The organism is Methylotenera sp. G11 (assembly GCF_000799735.1).
Classification (GTDB): domain Bacteria; phylum Pseudomonadota; class Gammaproteobacteria; order Burkholderiales; family Methylophilaceae; genus Methylotenera.
The window spans coordinates 2268530-2285012 of record NZ_JUHH01000001.1; the positions used below are offsets into that span (position 1 = coordinate 2268530).

At 52.3% G+C, this 16483-nt stretch carries 10 protein-coding genes and 2 tRNA genes; 7 read left to right on the forward strand and 5 right to left on the reverse strand.

Annotated elements, in window-relative coordinates; all coding sequences use genetic code 11:
- Positions 1–113: 113 nt before the first annotated feature.
- From GQ51_RS10600 to ybaL, 3 genes are all read right to left on the reverse strand, one after another.
- On the reverse strand, positions 114–1037 hold the full coding sequence (locus GQ51_RS10600) for a histone deacetylase family protein (RefSeq protein ID WP_047552750.1): 924 nt from the start codon (positions 1035–1037) through the stop codon (positions 114–116).
- Positions 1038–1046: 9 nt separating this feature from the next.
- Complete coding sequence (locus tag GQ51_RS10605; RefSeq protein ID WP_047552753.1) at positions 1047–3740, reverse strand: bifunctional acetate--CoA ligase family protein/GNAT family N-acetyltransferase; 2694 nt, start codon at positions 3738–3740, stop codon at positions 1047–1049.
- Between the two features lie 71 nt (positions 3741–3811).
- Positions 3812–5503: a YbaL family putative K(+) efflux transporter gene (gene ybaL, locus GQ51_RS10610; protein ID WP_047552757.1), complete on the reverse strand. Its 1692-nt coding sequence runs from the start codon at positions 5501–5503 to the stop codon at positions 3812–3814.
- A gap of 271 nt (positions 5504–5774) precedes the next feature.
- Between ybaL and GQ51_RS10615 the strand changes: the two genes are divergently transcribed.
- The gene (locus GQ51_RS10615; RefSeq protein ID WP_052177805.1) at positions 5775–6209 is read left to right on the forward strand and encodes a hypothetical protein; all 435 of its coding nucleotides are present in this window, start codon (positions 5775–5777) and stop codon (positions 6207–6209) included.
- Positions 6210–6217: 8 nt separating this feature from the next.
- Here GQ51_RS10615 and GQ51_RS10620 read toward each other — a convergent pair whose 3' ends face one another.
- The gene (locus GQ51_RS10620) at positions 6218–7231 is read right to left on the reverse strand and encodes a S1 family peptidase (protein WP_052177806.1); all 1014 of its coding nucleotides are present in this window, start codon (positions 7229–7231) and stop codon (positions 6218–6220) included.
- Between the two features lie 307 nt (positions 7232–7538).
- On the opposite strand from GQ51_RS10620, the gene GQ51_RS10625 reads away from it, so the two are divergent.
- The 4 genes from GQ51_RS10625 to GQ51_RS10640 all read left to right on the forward strand — a co-directional run bounded on the left by GQ51_RS10625 (position 7539) and on the right by GQ51_RS10640 (position 11034).
- A complete protein-coding gene (locus tag GQ51_RS10625; protein ID WP_047552760.1) occupies positions 7539–7811 on the forward strand; it encodes an HU family DNA-binding protein in 273 nt (90 codons plus the stop codon).
- 400 nt (positions 7812–8211) lie between these two features.
- Positions 8212–10668 (forward strand): GspE/PulE family protein, encoded by a 2457-nt coding sequence (locus GQ51_RS10630; protein WP_052177807.1) that lies wholly within the window; start codon positions 8212–8214, stop codon positions 10666–10668.
- 165 nt (positions 10669–10833) lie between these two features.
- A tRNA-Val gene (locus GQ51_RS10635) sits at positions 10834–10909 on the forward strand.
- Between the two features lie 48 nt (positions 10910–10957).
- Positions 10958–11034, forward strand: a tRNA-Asp gene (locus GQ51_RS10640).
- A 142-nt stretch (positions 11035–11176) separates the two neighbouring features.
- On the opposite strand, the gene GQ51_RS10645 is transcribed toward GQ51_RS10640, so the two are convergent.
- Entirely contained in the window at positions 11177–11704 is a 528-nt protein-coding gene (locus GQ51_RS10645) for a PepSY domain-containing protein (protein WP_047554140.1), read from the reverse strand.
- A 178-nt stretch (positions 11705–11882) separates the two neighbouring features.
- On the opposite strand from GQ51_RS10645, the gene GQ51_RS12080 reads away from it, so the two are divergent.
- Together GQ51_RS12080 and GQ51_RS10655 are read left to right on the forward strand one after the other, a co-directional pair.
- A complete protein-coding gene (locus tag GQ51_RS12080; RefSeq protein WP_052177808.1) occupies positions 11883–15431 on the forward strand; it encodes an EAL domain-containing protein in 3549 nt (1182 codons plus the stop codon).
- Between the two features lie 243 nt (positions 15432–15674).
- Positions 15675–16457, forward strand: coding sequence for a GNAT family N-acetyltransferase (locus GQ51_RS10655; protein WP_047552762.1), 783 nt, complete (start codon positions 15675–15677; stop codon positions 16455–16457).
- Positions 16458–16483: the final 26 nt, after the last annotated feature.

Here is a 16483-nt window from a genome sequence, read left to right on the forward strand (position 1 = left end):
TGTCTCCTGCGAAGGCTGGTTGCACCCAGCGCAAGGAATCGATGCCGGGGAAGCAAAACATCAGTCTCGCTGTCCGCCCTTATAAACTCAACCCGCTTTTAATGGCTGCCGTCTCAGAGCTCACTCAGGCATTTGATGTGTGTCATCACGCAGCGCCCAAGGGCATGCAGCGAGTAGCCGCCCTCCAGAACCGAGACGATACGACCTTGTGCATATTTTCTTGCAAGCTGTTTCAGGGTTTCCGTGACCCATAGATAATCGGCTTCTTTCAGGGCGAGGCCGCCCATATCATCTTCGTAATGCGCATCAAAACCAGCAGAAATCAGTAAAAATTGCGGCTGGAAACGATCCAGCGCGGGTAACCAGTGCTCCGTGACGGCTGCCCTGAATTCTGCGCCGCTGGTCCTGGCGGCAAGCGGTACATTGATGATGTGATCATTGCCGCTCCCTGCACCTTTATATGGGTAGAACGGGTGCCTGAAAGTAGAGCACAGCATCACGTGCGGATTATCGTGGAAGATGTCTTCGGTGCCGTCGCCGTGATGCACGTCGAAATCCAGAATGGCTACCCGCTGTAGCTGATGCTGGCTGATCGCATGCGCAGCGCCGACGGCCACATTGTTAAAGATGCAGAACCCTGATGCGCCGGAGCGGCCGGCATGATGTCCCGGCGGGCGTATGCAGCAGAAAGCGTTTTCGACTTCACCGGCCATCACTAGGTCAACCGCCTGTATCGCAGCGCCAGCAGCATGGATTGCCGCATCCAGCGTGAACCTGTTCATGGCGGTATCGCCATCCAGCTGCACCAGGCCTTCGGCCGGCGCCTGCCGGAAGACCCATTCCACATATTCGCTGTTATGCACCCGTGTTAACTGCGCTTTGCTGGCCGTTTCGGCATCGTAGTGGATCAGGTGGTCCAGCACACCGGATGCGATCAGTTGGTCATTGATGGCATGCAGGCGTTCCGCGCATTCGGGGTGGTCTGCTCCCATGCTGTGTTTGCTACAGGATGGGTGTGTGATATAGGCAGTGCGCATGATCCTGTTTTAAAGCAGTTTGTAGACAGACTTGATGCTGTCGTCCTCTTTGCTGGGCTCGATCGTAAAACCCAGGTTCTTCATCAGCTTCAGCATGTGGCTATTCTGGCTGAGCACTTCACCTTGCATCACCTTGAGGCCTCTTTCGCGCGCCGCATCCATCAATGCGGTCATTAGCTTACTGCCCAGGCCTTTGCCGTGCATATTGTCGGCGATGACAATCGCAAATTCGCAGCTTTCGCCATCCGGGTTGGTGGCGCAGCGTGCTACGCCAACTTCAACCTCCATTTTTTCGGCGTTGCGGCCATGGGTTTCCCTGACTGCGAGCAGTGCGATTTCGCGGCTGTAATCGATCTGCGTAAAGCGCACCAGCATCGCCTGGCTCAATTCCTGAATGCTGTTCATAAAGCGGAAATAGCGTGATTCTTCAGATAACTCGCGCACAAAAACCTGTTCGAGTTCGGCATCTTCCGGGCGTATCGGGCGAATCACGATGTTGGAGCCGTCACTTAATTGCCAGTTGCTGACTAAATGGGATGGATACGGATAGATGGCCATGTGTGCGTAGCGGTCGGCACTTGGTGTGCGGAACGCTACGACGACGCGGGCATCTGCTGCCAGGGCGCCATGTTCATCGGCAATGAGCGGGTTAATGTCCATTTCCATCAGCATCGGCAATTCGCAAACCATTTCGGAAACACGCAGCAGCAGGCTTTCAAGCGCATCCATATTCACCGCGGGCATGTGGCGGAATGCCCCCAGCATTTTTGCGACATGCGTGCCCTGAATCAGGTCTTTGACCAGGAATGAATTGAGCGGAGGCAGTGCCACCGAGCGGTCCCCCATGACTTCTACCATGGTGCCGCCGGCGCCAAATGTGATGACTGGGCCGAATACCGGGTCATTGGTCACGCCTACCATGAGTTCACGCCCATTCGGTTTCACGACCATGGGTTCAATCGACACTCCGTCTATCCTGGCTTCCGGGCGATACTGGCGCACGCTGTCCAGCATTTCATGATAAGCCGCCGGAACGGCCTGTGCGTTTGTCAGGTTGAGTATCACACCGCCGGCATCCGTTTTATGGGTGATGTCCGGTGAGTTGATTTTCATGGCGACCGGAAAGCCCAGCTCCAGCGCAATTTGCAGTGCTTCATTCGGTGAGCGCGCAATCAGTGTCTTTGCTACCGGGATGTGGAATGCCGACAGCAGTGCCTTGGATTCCATTTCGTTAAGCACCTTGCGCCTGTCTTGCAATGCCGCCTCGATCACCATGCGTGCGCCTTCCACATCCGGCTCCAGGTGGTGAGACAGCGGCCCCGGTACCTGTATCAGCAGTTTCTGGTTCTGGTAATACTCGGAAAGAAATGAAAACACTTCTACCGCAGGTTCCGGCGTGCGGAAACTTGGTTTCTTTGCATGATTGAAAAGCCTGCGCGATTCTTCAACCTGGGTGCCGCCCATCCAGCAGGCAATCAGCGGTTTGCTGTACTGATTGGAAAGTTCGATGACCGCGTTAGCCGCTTCCAGCGGTCTGGTCATTGCCTGCGGCGTCAAAATTGTGAGTACGCCATCTACGTTGGGGTCTTCAAGGCATGCTTTGACGGCATGCCGGTAGCGGTCCGCCTGGGCGTCACCGATAATATCGACAGGGTTGCCGTGCGACCAGGTTCCCGGCAGCGTCTGGTTCAGCTGATTGATGGTGGTGTCTGTCAGTTCTGCCATGACCAGTCCCAGGTCGGCTGCAATATCGGTTGCCATCACGCCCGGGCCGCCGCCGTTGGTCACGATTGCCAGCCGGTTACCGGTCGGGTGAAAACCGCAGGAGAGCGCTTTGGCTACGGAGAAGAGTTGCGTGACGGTCTGCACGCGCACTACACCGGCACGCCTTACCGCGGCATCGAAGGCGTCATCCGAACCGACCAGGGATGCCGTGTGCGACATGGCGGCTTTGGAAGAAACACTGTGCCTGCCAACTTTGACCAGAATGACCGGTTTGAATTGGGCCGCCGCCCGAATGGCGCTCATGAAGCTGCGCGCATTGCGTATGCCTTCAATATAGAGCAGGATGCTCTGCGTGGCGACGTCGGAAACGAGGTAATCGAGAATCTCACCGAAATCGACATCAATCGAAGAACCCATTGAGATGACACTGGAAAAACCGACATCATTGGATTTTGCCCAGTCCAGGATTGCGGTACATAAAGCGCCGGACTGTGATACAAAAGCCAGGTTGCCGGTATTGGCGCTGCCGTGATTGAATGTGGCGTTCAGGCCGATATCGGGGCGCATCACGCCCAGGCAGTTTGGCCCGATCAGGCGGATGTTGTAGCGTTTTGCATTTTCGAGTACGGCGCGCTCCAGCTTGATCCCGGCAGCGCCAGCCTCGCCAAAGCCAGCCGTGATAATGACCGCCGCTTTTACGTTGTGTTTTCCGCACTCCTCAATGATATCCGGCACGGAATGGGGCGGAGTGGCAATGATGGCTAAATCCACCGGCTCCGGTATCTGCGCGATGGAAGCGTATGACTGATGCCCCTGGATTTTGGGGTGATTCGGGTTGATCGGGTAAAGCGCACCCTGATAACCGCTTTGCAGCATGTTGTGGAATACGATTTTCCCGACGGAGTCAGTCTGGTCACTGGCGCCAAAAACGGCAACAGATTTTGGTGCGAATAGTGGTTTAAGATAATGCTGACCCATGGTTTGAACCCGCCGTTACATAATTGCTGTCATCTTAGCTGGTTTGGCGCCTTGCATATTGAGCTGTATCATCAGTTGGGCTTGAAACGCTCAAGCACATGCTTGGTCATGCCTTTTGCCAGCTCTTCTTCGCCAAAAAATACCGTCCCTATGCCGTCATTCTGCAGCATTTTGGATTCTTCTTCGCTATGGGTGCGCACGACCACTTCAATCCCTGGCTGCAAGGTGGTGGCGATTTCAGCCATTTTGCGTACATCCATCGGGTCCGGGGTGGCAATCACCAGCAAGGCAGCATTGGTGATATGGGCCTGGATCAACACTGAAGGGTCTGCTGCGTTGCCTGAAACGGCAGGTACGCCCGATTTACGCAGTTTTTCCACCATTTCACGGTTCTGTTCGGCAACGACATAAGGGATGCCGCGCGCGGATAGCGCTTCTGCAATGCGCCTGCCAACCCTGCCGTAGCCGACCAGTACGACCTGGCCTTCCAGGTATTTGCGCTCGGTACTCATCGGCAGCTCCGCAAACGGGTCTGTGCGCGATTCAAGCTCGCGTGCCAGCCTGGAGTGTTTCAAGGTCCAGGTCCTGAGCGGCTTGATGGTGGAAAAGACCAGTGGGTTCAGTGCGATTGAAATGAAAGCACCCGCCAGGATCAGGCTCATGCCGGCAGCCGGCAGGATGCCCAGTGACATTCCCAGGCCGGCCAATATGAACGAGAACTCACCGATCTGTGCCAGGCTTGCGGCGATGGTCAGCGCAGTGTTGAGCGGGTAGCGGAACGCAAGCACCAGTGCCATCGCCGCCAATGATTTGCCGATAATAATGATCGCCACTACGGCAAGCAGTTGTAACGGTTCGTTCCAAAGTACCTGCGGCTCGAACAGCATGCCGACTGACACAAAGAACAGTACGGCAAAAGCATCCCTGAGCGGTAATGATTCTTCAGCCGCGCGGTGGCTGAATTCAGATTCCCGCATCACCATGCCTGCAAAGAATGCGCCCAATGCAAATGACACATTGAACAGGGCGGAAGCGCCATAGGCGATCCCGATGGCAACGGCGACGACAGAGAGTGTGAACAGTTCACGGGAGCCGGTTTTGGCCACGTGCCATAATAACCATGGCAACGCGCGTTTGCCGACAACCAGCATCAGGATGATGAATACCGAAACCTGGACGATGGTCAGGCTGATGGTCTGCCATAGCGGCGCTGTGCTTGCGGCATCAGCGTTGCCTCCCAGCACGCCTGCCAGCGGCGGCATCAATACCAGCACCATGACGGTTGCCAAGTCTTCTACCACCAGCCAACCCACGGCAATTTTTCCGTTCATGCTGTCCAGTATCCCTCTGGCTTCAAGTGCCTTGAGCAGCACTACGGTACTGGCGCAGGATAATGACAGGCCAAAAATCAGGCCTTCGCCGAATGTCCAGCCCCAGGTCTGTGCCAGAATTGTACCCAGCACGGTAGCCAGCCCCATCTGCACGATTGCGCCGGGCACGGCAATGCGCTTTACGGCAAGCAGATCCTTGATGGAGAAGTGCAGACCGACGCCGAACATCAGCAGCATCACGCCGATTTCTGACAGTTGCGAGGCAATGCCCACATCTGCAACATAGCCTGGTGTTGCCGGGCCGAGAATGATCCCCGCCATCAGGTATCCCACGAGTGCAGGCAGTTTGATGCGTTCGGCGATGAAGCCGAATATGAGCGCCAGTCCAAATGCCGAAGCAATGGTGGTAATGAGTGAAATGTTATGTTCCATATGGTTTTCGCTGTTTATTGTTTTTGTTAAACACTGTTGTTATGAAATCGCCCGGTTTGAAAAGGCCGGCCGGCACAGTGTCAGGGCAGTCATAAGAAATTAATCGGGCAGGCTCCATTAGGATTCGCTCAAAGCGATTAAATTCCTGAAGTCATTATAAAACACTTATATTGCACAGAAAGTGCTGATTATGGTCTTATCATACATGATGCCATTTTATTTTTTATGAAATATATATTGCTGAATACCGCACAGTGAATAGGAGCAAGCCGTGAAATTATTTATTCTGGCAGTGATGTTATGCGTATCGGCGTGGGGGGTGAATTATTTCGCGGACACGGATCCATTCAGTGCTTTCAGGCACACCGGTACGCCGCAGGCAAGCGTGCTGGCAAAAGCGGGGGATGAATGTACGGCTATTGCGGAAAAAGCGACCGCGCACCTGATACCCAAGCTGGAGTTTCAACGGCTTGAGCTGGCCGGGCGTAAAGCCAATGTGGTTGTACGCTGCATGGCTGACCATGGCTTCTACCAGAATCCGGAATGGCTGAAATATGCCGAACCCATCGCTGCCAGAGTTTCATCCGAACAGCATATATCAGTCGATGAAGCGACAGAAAACCTGAAACGCATAGATATGCTGGTGTTTGAAGCCCGCCCTGATAAACCCGTTTATTGGCAATATTCAAAGAAAGCAGATCAATGATCTGCCTGTTATTCGCTCTTGAGGGCGAGCACTTTTGTTGATAGCTGTTCGGCTTCGCTTTCATCGAGAGGCCTGATCAAACTGATGATTTTCTCAAGATCCGGCGCATTTTTTTCAAGAATCGCAATCTTTGACAGCGTGAGCATGGCATCCAGGTGACGGCCATTCAGTGTCATGCATTTATTTAAATGCTGTTTTGCTTCGGCAATCTGGCTGGATTCAAATTCAGCGATTCCGAGAAAATACCAGCTGTCTGCAAGCTGGGGCTGATCCTTTGTCCATAAACCGGCAATCCTTTTCAGCTCCTGCCACTCATGGTTCTGGAACGGCACGACCACTTGCATGAAATATGGGTGCTGGTTATTCGGGAACGCCCAGAATGGCAGCTGATCTGTTTTCAAGGATAGCAGTTCCGGGGAGTCGAACAGCCGTTTGATCCATTCGACCGGCATGCTGTAAAAGAAGGAATTAGGTCCGGGATTCTTGAAGCTGGTGATGCCGATCAGGTTGAAATGCTGGTCGAACATCGCTCCGCCGCTGGAGCCTAGTGCAAATGCGGCATTGGAGCGAATGATCAGGTTGCCATCAAGAGGATAGGTCGCCTTTATGCTGCCATAAGAAGGTTGCGGTACGCTATTGCCGCTTGGAAATCCCACCGTGAATATTTCTTCCTCATACAGCAGCGTGGCGCTATCCCGCATCGGTACAGGTTTGAACGGCAGCTTGTCAAATTTCAGCAGGCACAGGTCGTGTTTCCAGTCGGCTTTCATGGCGATCGGCTGGTAGCCGTCGCCGTATTTTGCAATATTGGCACCGCGGGCATTTGCCAGTATGTGGCAATTGGTCGCCACATATTCATTGCTGACGACTACGCCGGTGCCGGTGCCGGTACTGCCATTGCCCAGGTCGACGCTCACATGCACAATAGACTCATTCAGTTTTAACAGATCCCCGATACCGGGTTGCGAGAAACCGCTGATAGGAGCTGCCAGTAAAGTTACCAGAAAAGCTGTTCTACCCATATAAACTCCTTGGGGCTTGGTTTGCCTTGGCTCTCCGCTAAACACGTACTGATTCGCCGCGGCAGGTCGGCTATAGCTGCATCGCCCATGAATATTTGTGTGTGAAATGGTGTTTAGGTTCAATCCGGCTGCAGATGTACGCTGCCAGGCGCATTAAATATGGCTTTTTTGCCTGTTTATTGCGCCTGCACACTGTTCAAGCCAATAAACACGGGTTATGATGGGGCCTGTTGTGCGAGGGGAGTGTAAATTCGCACAATGATGAGATTTGATTAAAATTCGTCTTAACTAATCAGGAACACTATCCATGAATAAACAAGAATTAATTGCCCAAATTGCAGAACAAGCCGGCTTAACAAAAACAGATGCAGCAAAAGCCCTGAACGCGATTACCGACAGCATCACACAATCCTTGAAAAAAGGTGACCCGGTAACATTGATCGGTTTCGGTACATTTAAAGTGGGTAAACGTGCCGCACGTACAGGCCGTAACCCACGTACTGGCGCAGAGTTGAAAATCGCAGCTTCAAACGCACCTGGCTTTACTGCCGGTAAAGCATTGAAAGATGCTGTGAACTAAGCGTTTGTTTTGTGGATGCATGAAAGCGGCTTAAGTTCAGCTTTTGGGTGTCCATCATTAAATCTACGCAGGATTTAGGTCTACGTAAGATTAGTTATACGCAAAAACGGGAGCCTCGGCTCCCGTTTTTGCATTCTGCCGCTGCCGCGTGATGATTTATCGATGCGGATTTCATCTGCTTAATTCCTCTGCCATCAAGCCCTGCTGCTTTTTCATGCGCAGGCTTGCCGTTTGCGCTTGCACTTCTGTTTCAAAACTCCGGTTAAGCATGCATAATGCAGTCAGCATGCTTTAAAGCTTAAAGATGGCTCAGGGCCTCATTCATGGGGTGACGCATGAATAAGGCTGGGCCATAAATGATGTTGAATTTCTGCCTTGAATTTTATTAAAAAGGATTGCTATGTTGGAAGCCTTATCGGATTGGCCCACGCCGTCTTATTTCAGTTTCGAATCCAGTAGTGCCCAATCGGGGCCGGAAAGTTGTTTGATCTATTTTGTGGATGGCAGGAAAGCCCTGGGCGAGTTGATCCGCATGTCTTTCGATGACGCCAGCATTACATTCCTGTCATCGCGCAGCGATGTCAATGAAACGATCGGCCTGGATCAGGTAAAAACCATCCGGCTGCTGAGGCCTGTTGTCATGCATCGGCAGATGGAGCTGCTGCATGAGCGCGCGCCGGAAGTTTTTCATTCAACGGATCGCCAGACTTTTACGGTTGAATTTATCGATAAGGAAACGATAGACGGGGAGACGATCGGCTATTCTGAAACCGGCAGCGGTTTATTCCTGTACTTTCCCAAAGAGGATGACCAGGTTTTGCGCTGCTTCATTCCCAGGCAGTGCATCGCAAGATTTCAGATCGGCATGCACCTGGGCGAGATGCTGATCCAGGAAAAGCTCGTGAACAAGGATCACGTTGAAGAAGCGGTAGCATACCAGCGTAAATTGCGTCACCAGCGCATAGGTGAATATCTGTCAGAGCAGAAGCTGGTTTCGCGTGAGCAGCTGGAGCAGGCAATCCTGCATCAGGAAAAGCGTCCTATCCTCAAGCTGGGCGAGGCGCTGCAGGAGCTGGGCCTGATCACGCAGGAGCAGCTTAATGCCGCGCTGGAAAAGCAGCAGCTGAACCGCAAGATGCCTTTGGGACGCATACTGGTGGAAATGGGCGCGTTGGAGGAGAACGTACTGAAAGGCGCGCTGGCTAAAAAGCTGGGTATTCCGTATGTTGGCCTCGCCAGGTTCAATATAGACCTGGATGCCGTGAAGCTGATCAATGCGGAACGCGCACGCAAGCATGTGCTGATGCCTTTGTACCTGCATGATGCGGCACTGGTGATTGCCTTCCAGGACCCCTTCAACACAAAGGCGGTGGAAGAGATCAGGTTTCTGACGCAGATGAAAGTGATTCCGGTGATGTCTTCCCATGAAGATATCGACCATGCCATCAAGAAGTACTATCACCCCCAAGTGGCGGATAAATATGCAGCAGTAATGACGGAAGAGGCGGCGCCCCCAAGCAGTGAGTACGATTTCTATAATACTGCGGCAGAATTGAAGATTAATGATCTTGCATCCAAATTATCCAGCGAGGATCAGGGTGTGGAGCTGAAACTGGAGGCGGTTAACGAGTCCGATAATACGCTGGTGCAGACGGTGAACAAGATCATTCTCGATGCTTTCAATGAGGGGGTTTCCGATATTCATATCGAGACTTACCCTGGCAAGCAGAGTACCCGGGTTCGGTTCCGTAAAGATGGCGTGCTGGCGGACTATGTCGAGATACCTTCAAATTTCCGTGAGGCGATCATTTCGCGGATCAAGATCATGGCGCAGATGGATATTGCCAATCGCCGGACTCCGCAGGATGGCAAGATCGATTTCCAGCGTTTCGGTTCTGCCAAGATCGAACTTCGTGTCGTTACCATTCCAACCAGTCATAATCTTGAAGATGTGGTGATGCGTGTATTGGCCGCAGCCAAACCGCTGCCGATAGAAAAGCTGGGCAGCGCCCCGGATATCCTGGATAGCCTGAAACATATGGTCGAGCGCCCGTATGGCTTGATCCTGGTGTGCGGCCCGACCGGCTCGGGCAAAACCACAACATTGCATTCACTGCTTGGTTATATCAATACGCCCAGCAGGAAAATATGGACAGTGGAAGACCCGGTTGAAATCAGCCAGACCGGTTTGCGGCAGGTTCAGGTCAATAATAAAAGCGGCCTCACCTTCGCGCATGTAATCCGCAGTTTTTTGCGGGCAGACCCTGATGTCATCATGATAGGGGAGATGCGCGATCAGGAAACCACAAAGATTGCGATTGAAGCATCCCTGACCGGGCATATGGTACTGTCGACCCTGCATACGAATACCGCCCCGGAGAGTGTGACCAGGCTGCTGGACCTTGGCATGGATCCATTCAATTTTGCCGATGCCCTGGTTGGTGTATTGGCGCAGCGCCTATTAAAGGCGCTGTGCAGGAAATGCAAACAGGCTTACGTGGCAGATGCGCAGGAAATAGACGCACTGCTGGCTGAGTTTCTTGAAGGCTCGCCTATCACACGGGAGGCGGCGTTGAAGAACTGGCAGCAGAATTTCTCTAAAAACGGCAGTTATACCCTATACAAACCAGCTGGATGTGCGCATTGCAATCATACCGGTTACAGCGGCCGTGTCGGGGTTCATGAACTGATGGCGGTGAATCCTGAAATCCGGCGCCTGATCCAGACCAGGGCGCCTTTGCATGAACTGCAGCTTGAGGCATTAAAAGCCGGCATGCGCACGCTAAGGCAGGATGGCATGCTTAAAGTGCTGCTGGGCGAAACGGATATGACGCAGGTGCGTGCAGCCTGCGCTTGAGTGTGCCGCATGGTTTTTTCAGGGAACCTCAGGGCTGGTTCAGGCGCCGTGTTTGAAGAAAAGGGCGGGTTTTTGATGGTTTTTTAAATATTTTTTAAATACTTTTAAAATAGGTTGGAAAATTCGTAAGATTTCATGTAATATGCCGCCTCGTTGGTTGAGGCAGGGTGCTTAGCTCAGTTGGTAGAGCGTCGCCCTTACAAGGCGAATGTCAGCGGTTCGACCCCGTTAGCACCCACCAAAAATCAGCGTAAAAGTACATAAGGTTCCTGAACGGCTTTATGTATAAGGAGTGGTAGTTCAGTTGGTTAGAATACCGGCCTGTCACGCCGGGGGTCGCGGGTTCGAGTCCCGTCCACTCCGCCAACAATTCCGGCATTATCCTGACGGGATGATGTGCCAAAGCAAAGCCCCGTTATCGGGGCTTTTTGCTTTTTCGGAGCCATCAGATAACTTTACGGCCTGGTCAAGCAGAGTTGGCCTGTTAATGCTGAGTTTTCAGTAACGCTTACTCTTTGCCGATCTGGTATTCTTCATAGCTGACTTCTACGATCTTTCCAGTAGCTGCATCAACTTCCACTTTGATTTCTTCTTTATCCGCTTCGAGAATATCAAATTCATAAGAGGCTTTGCCGTCTGCTTCCAGCTCATATTCGGTTTCAACCAGCGTGCCCGGGTGCGCTGCTAAAGCGGTGGCTTCTGCATCCGCCTCGCTGACTTTTGCCAAGGCCTTGAATTTTGCATTATCCGCGTTCACTTCCTGTTCAATCTCCGTCACTTTTCCGGATTGCGCGTCACATTCAATCTCCCAGGCACTGCCGTCCGCTGATTCAATATCAAATTCATACACCCCTCTTTTATTCTCGGATTTAAATTCTGCTTTAACAATCTTGCCTTCATGTTCAGTGAGGGCTGCCTTTACGCATTTTCCCAGGCTGTCATAAGCTTTTGGTTTGATGGTGTCATGGTCAGCCATTGCGGTATTCGCAAAGAGTGCGGCTGCGATCAGGGCGGTGCTTCTTGATAAACGCAACATATCAATCTCCTGTATTTTTGAGGTCATTTCACTGAAAATAAACCCAGTATAAACCTGCGTGCAGTGCAGGGTTTTTGCAATATAGCTCAGCTTGCAGTTTCGGCATTTTGATTTAACGCAAGTGTAGGCTGTATATCCGGGATATTGGCTTTACTAGAATCATAATTGCAGTAAAGTATTGGTAAAGCAAAACAATTCCGGTTCAATCATTATCAAACTCAATATGTTTCATATCCGCTCACTCAAGACAAGGGTGACTTTATTCACGCTGGCAATCTTTGTTGCAGGGATCTGGCTGCTTTCGTTTTATGCCGGCCGTATGCTGCATGGGGATATTGCACATCAGCTCGGGCAGCAGCAGCTTGCAACGACATCGCTGCTCGCAGCGCAGATTGATGATGACCTGAATGAACGTCTGGCTGTGTTGAAGGTGGTTGCAGAAACCTTGGGGGGCAGCAATTTGAATGATGCCTCATCCATACAGGCGCTGCTGGAGAATCGTCCGCTTTTTATCAGGTATTTCAATGCCGGCGTTTATGCTGCCGGCCCCGATGGCAGGGCTATCGCCTCTTTGCCTTACGCAAGCGAACGGGCGGGTATCGATTACAGCGATAGGGACTATATCGCCATTCCGCTCAGGCAAGGCAAGGCCAAGATCGGTCAGCCGGTTGTCGGCAAGGTTGTCGCTTCAGCCGTCCTGGGCATCGGCGTACCGATCATGAATAAGCAGGGTAAGGTCATCGGTGTGCTGGCCGGCGTGACTGACCTGGCAAAACCCAGCTTTCTGGATAAAGTAACCGAGAATCGTTATGGCAAGTCCGGTTATTTTGAATTGCAGGCGTCGAAAAGTGGCTTAATCATTACCAGTACCGGCAAGCGCAGGGTCATGCAGAGGTCTGAGCAGGGTGTCGGCCTTGCCTTGTCTGCGGGCGACAAAACGCTGGTCACCACGAATGCCCTGGGCGAGAGTATGCTGACTTCGGCAAGGCGTATCTCGGTCGCAGACTGGCTGCTTGTTGCATCGCTGCCGATGGCAGAGGCCTTTGCGTCTGTTTACAGCATGGAACGGCGCATTGTTCTCGTTACCATTCTGCTGACCATTGTTGCCGGCGGCCTGACGTGGTGGATGCTAAGGCGGGAGCTTTCACCGATGTTTGCTACAGTGAAGCAGCTGGCTTCTTTATCCGGGGCAGATCAGCAGTTACGCCCGCTCATGATTGACAGCCGCAATGAAATCGGCGAACTGGTTGGCAGCTTTAATGCACTGCTTGAGGTGCTGGGGCAGCGTGAGGATGCCTTGAGGGATAGCGAGTTCAGGTGGAAGTTTGCGATTGAAGGCTCCGGGGATGGCCTCTGGGATTGGAACGTGAGCGCGAACCAGATATTTTTCTCCAAAACCTGGAAACATCTGCTGGGGTATGCCGAGGCGGAAATTGACGGCAATCTCGCAGAATGGGAACGGCATATCCATCCGGAGGATAAGGCCAGGGTTCTTGCCAGATTGCAGGATCACCTGGATGGTAAAACGCCGGCTTATGTCAGCGAACACCGGGCCTTGTGTAAAGACGGCAGCTATAAATGGATACTTGACCATGGCCTGGTGGTCAGCCGTAATGCGGATAATAAACCACTGCGTGTCATCGGCACGCTCTCTGACATTGCCGGGCGTAAAGCTGCCGAGATCAGGCTGCGCATGCTGTCTACCGCCATTGAACAAAGCCCGACCTCGGTTGTGATCACGAATCTTGATGCCAGCATTGAGTATGTGAACCCATGTTTCACGGAGGCTACCGGTTACAGCCTGGCAGAGGCGCTGGGCAAGAACCCGCGTGTGCTGCAGTCAGGTCTGACCGACCCTTCCGTTTACGCGGATATGTGGACTACGTTGACCAATGGCCGCACCTGGGTGGGCGAGTTCATCAACAAGCGTAAAAATGGCGAGATCTACTTTGAAGAAGCGCACATCTCTCCGGTGACCGATATCGATGGCGCAGTCAGCCATTATGTCGCGGTCAAGGTTGATATCACGGCAAGAAAACTGGCTGAAGATAATCTGCGCATCGCAGCAGCCGTGTTCCAGTCGCAGGAGGGCATGATTGTTGCCGATGCTGACAGCACGATTCTGCGGGTGAATAGCGCCTTTACTGCAATCACCGGATACAGCGCTGAAGACGTGGTGGGCAGTACGCCCAAAGTGCTGAGTTCAGGCATGCACGATAAAGTGTTCTATGAAACGATGTGGGAAGTCATCAGCCAGACAGGCACCTGGGAAGGCGAGGTCTGGAATCGCCGTAAAGATGGTGAGGCTTACCTCGAACACCTTATCATCACCGCCGTTAAGAATGATGCAGGCAAGGTGACCAATTATGTCGCGACCATGACCGACATCACGAGCAGTAAACAGGCTTCTGAAGAGATTCACAACCTGGCTTTTTATGATCCGCTGACACAGCTTCCCAACCGGCGCCTGTTACTGGATAGGCTCAAGCAGGCTTTGGCCGCCAGCGAACGGAACAGCAGGCATGGCGCCTTATTGTTCCTGGATCTGGATCATTTCAAGACATTGAATGACACGCTGGGGCACGACATGGGTGACCAGCTCCTGAAACAGGTGTCTGCAAGGCTGGCTGGCTGTGTGCGTAAAGTGGATACCGTGGCGCGTATCGGGGGGGATGAATTTGTGGTGCTGCTGGAAAACCTGAGCAGCCACCCGCTAGAGGCTGCGGCACAGACCGAAACTATCGCTACCAAAATACAGGTTGCGATTGGCCGGCCATTCAATATCGGCTCGCACGAGCACCATAGCACTTGCAGTATCGGCGCTACCTTGTTTGTCAACCAGGAGCAGGCTGGTGTCGAGGCGATCCTGAAGCAGGCTGATATTGCAATGTACCAGTCCAAAGACTCCGGCCGTAACGCGATACGTTTCTTCGATCAGGATATGCAGGATGCGGTCACGGCACGCGCCAACCTGGAACACGAACTGCGTATGGCATTGGTGCAGAAGCAGTTCCAGCTTTATTTCCAGCCGCAGGTCGACCATGCCGGCTGTATATTGGGTGCCGAAGTATTGCTCCGGTGGCATCATCCGCAGCAAGGCATTATCCTGCCGGGGAATTTTATCAATCTGGCGGAAGAAACAGGATTGATCCTGCCGATGGGGCAATGGGTATTGGATACGGCCTGTGCCCAATTAAAAAAATGGCAGCAGGATCCACACACAAAGCAACTGACACTTTCTGTGAATGTGAGTGCAAAACAGTTCAGGCAGACTGACTTCGTCGACCATGTGCAGTCTGTCATCAGCCACTATGCCATTAATCCGGCATTGCTGAAGCTGGAGCTCACTGAAAGTATCCTGTTCAAGGATATCAACGGCATGATCTCGACCATGCGGGCGCTACGGGAAATCGGGATCCGCTTTGAGCTGGATGATTTCGGTACCGGGTACTCTTCGCTGCAGTATCTTAAAAAACTGCCCTTGAGCCAGCTGAAAATCGACCAGTCGTTTGTACGGGATATCACGATTGACAGCAATGACAGAACGCTGGTGCTGACGATCATTACCATGGCGCACAGCCTGGGGCTGGAAGTGATTGCCGAGGGTGTGGAAACCGGGCCGCAGTTCGAGTTCTTAAAGGATCATGGATGCGATCATTACCAGGGCTACCTGTTTGGCAGGCCGGTACCGCTGCATGAATTTGAGACTATGCTGCCGCAAAGCTGATTGCCGTTCGTTCTCATGCCGGTTTCTTTCCGCCGGGTAGTCTGTCACCGCGGTCAATCAACAATCTTTTACAAACTTGTTAATCCATATCTGCCTTGAAAGCGAATGGTCACTTATAATCTTAGCCCCGCCTTGCAGGCAGGGCTGCCACTTTATAACAGAACTGATGCTGAAGATTGAGTATATTTATCAGCCATAAGTTTTGTTGAATGCGTATATCAAAAAGAAAATTTAATTAAGCTGATGGATAGAAAAGACATTGAAAAAATTATCGTTGATAGTTTATTTATTTCCGAAAAAAGGCCAGGCAACACGGTAGTCGACATTACGGGCATGCGTGGCTGGTTTTCCCCTTTCAGCGAACCTTATGCAAACCGCATCGGCCTGGTGAGTGACCATGATGTTGAGACGTCAATTCAGGAAGCGATTGATTTTTTCAGAAGCAGAAACAGTGGGTTTACCTGGATCGTCAGGCCAGGCGATATTGATGCGCAACTGCCGCAACTGTTAATGAAGAACGGGCTGACCCCTTCCAGGTTCCACAAAGTGGCAGGAATGCATCTTGAGTCTTCTGCTATATCCGGGACGGAGAATTCGCAAATCAGCGTGCGGGAAATCGCCAAAGATGAATTTACAGAGCATATGGAATTGATTACACGTGCCTACGGTGCAGCTTCAAAAGCCTATATCGAGTACCTGTATGCACCGTCAGCGCATCATGACGGAGTGCAATCCAGAATGTATCTGGCTTCTTTGCGCGATGGGCAAGAGCCGGTCGGCTATGGTTACTGTTCTTATATCGAGAGCAATTCCGTCATGATGCTGAGAGGGGCTGCCGTTGTGCCCGAACATCGCAATAAAGGCGCTTACCGTGAATTGATACGGCAGCGGCTTGCAGATGCCTGCGAAAATGAGGTCAGCCACTTTGTGATCCAATCGGCACGGGACAGCTCCTATTCGACATGCCTGCGGTTCGGCTTTGAGGAGGTTTGCCCGCTGGAACTCTATCAATGGCTACCATCCTGAACATGCAGCTAACTGCATGTTGGCCG

Excerpts from the sequence above, each read along its gene's own strand:
- ybaL (WP_047552757.1), bottom strand. The coding sequence starts at position 5,503 with ATGGAACATAACATTTCACTCATTACCACCATTGCTTCGGCATTTGGA.
- GQ51_RS10630 (WP_052177807.1), top strand. The coding sequence starts at position 8,212 with ATGTTGGAAGCCTTATCGGATTGGCCCACGCCGTCTTATTTCAGTTTC.
- GQ51_RS10645 (WP_047554140.1), bottom strand. The coding sequence starts at position 11,704 with ATGTTGCGTTTATCAAGAAGCACCGCCCTGATCGCAGCCGCACTCTTT.
- GQ51_RS10620 (WP_052177806.1), bottom strand. The coding sequence starts at position 7,231 with ATGGGTAGAACAGCTTTTCTGGTAACTTTACTGGCAGCTCCTATCAGC.
- GQ51_RS10655 (WP_047552762.1), top strand. The coding sequence starts at position 15,675 with ATGGATAGAAAAGACATTGAAAAAATTATCGTTGATAGTTTATTTATT.
- GQ51_RS10605 (WP_047552753.1), bottom strand. The coding sequence starts at position 3,740 with ATGGGTCAGCATTATCTTAAACCACTATTCGCACCAAAATCTGTTGCC.
- GQ51_RS10625 (WP_047552760.1), top strand. The coding sequence starts at position 7,539 with ATGAATAAACAAGAATTAATTGCCCAAATTGCAGAACAAGCCGGCTTA.
- GQ51_RS10600 (WP_047552750.1), bottom strand. The coding sequence starts at position 1,037 with ATGCGCACTGCCTATATCACACACCCATCCTGTAGCAAACACAGCATG.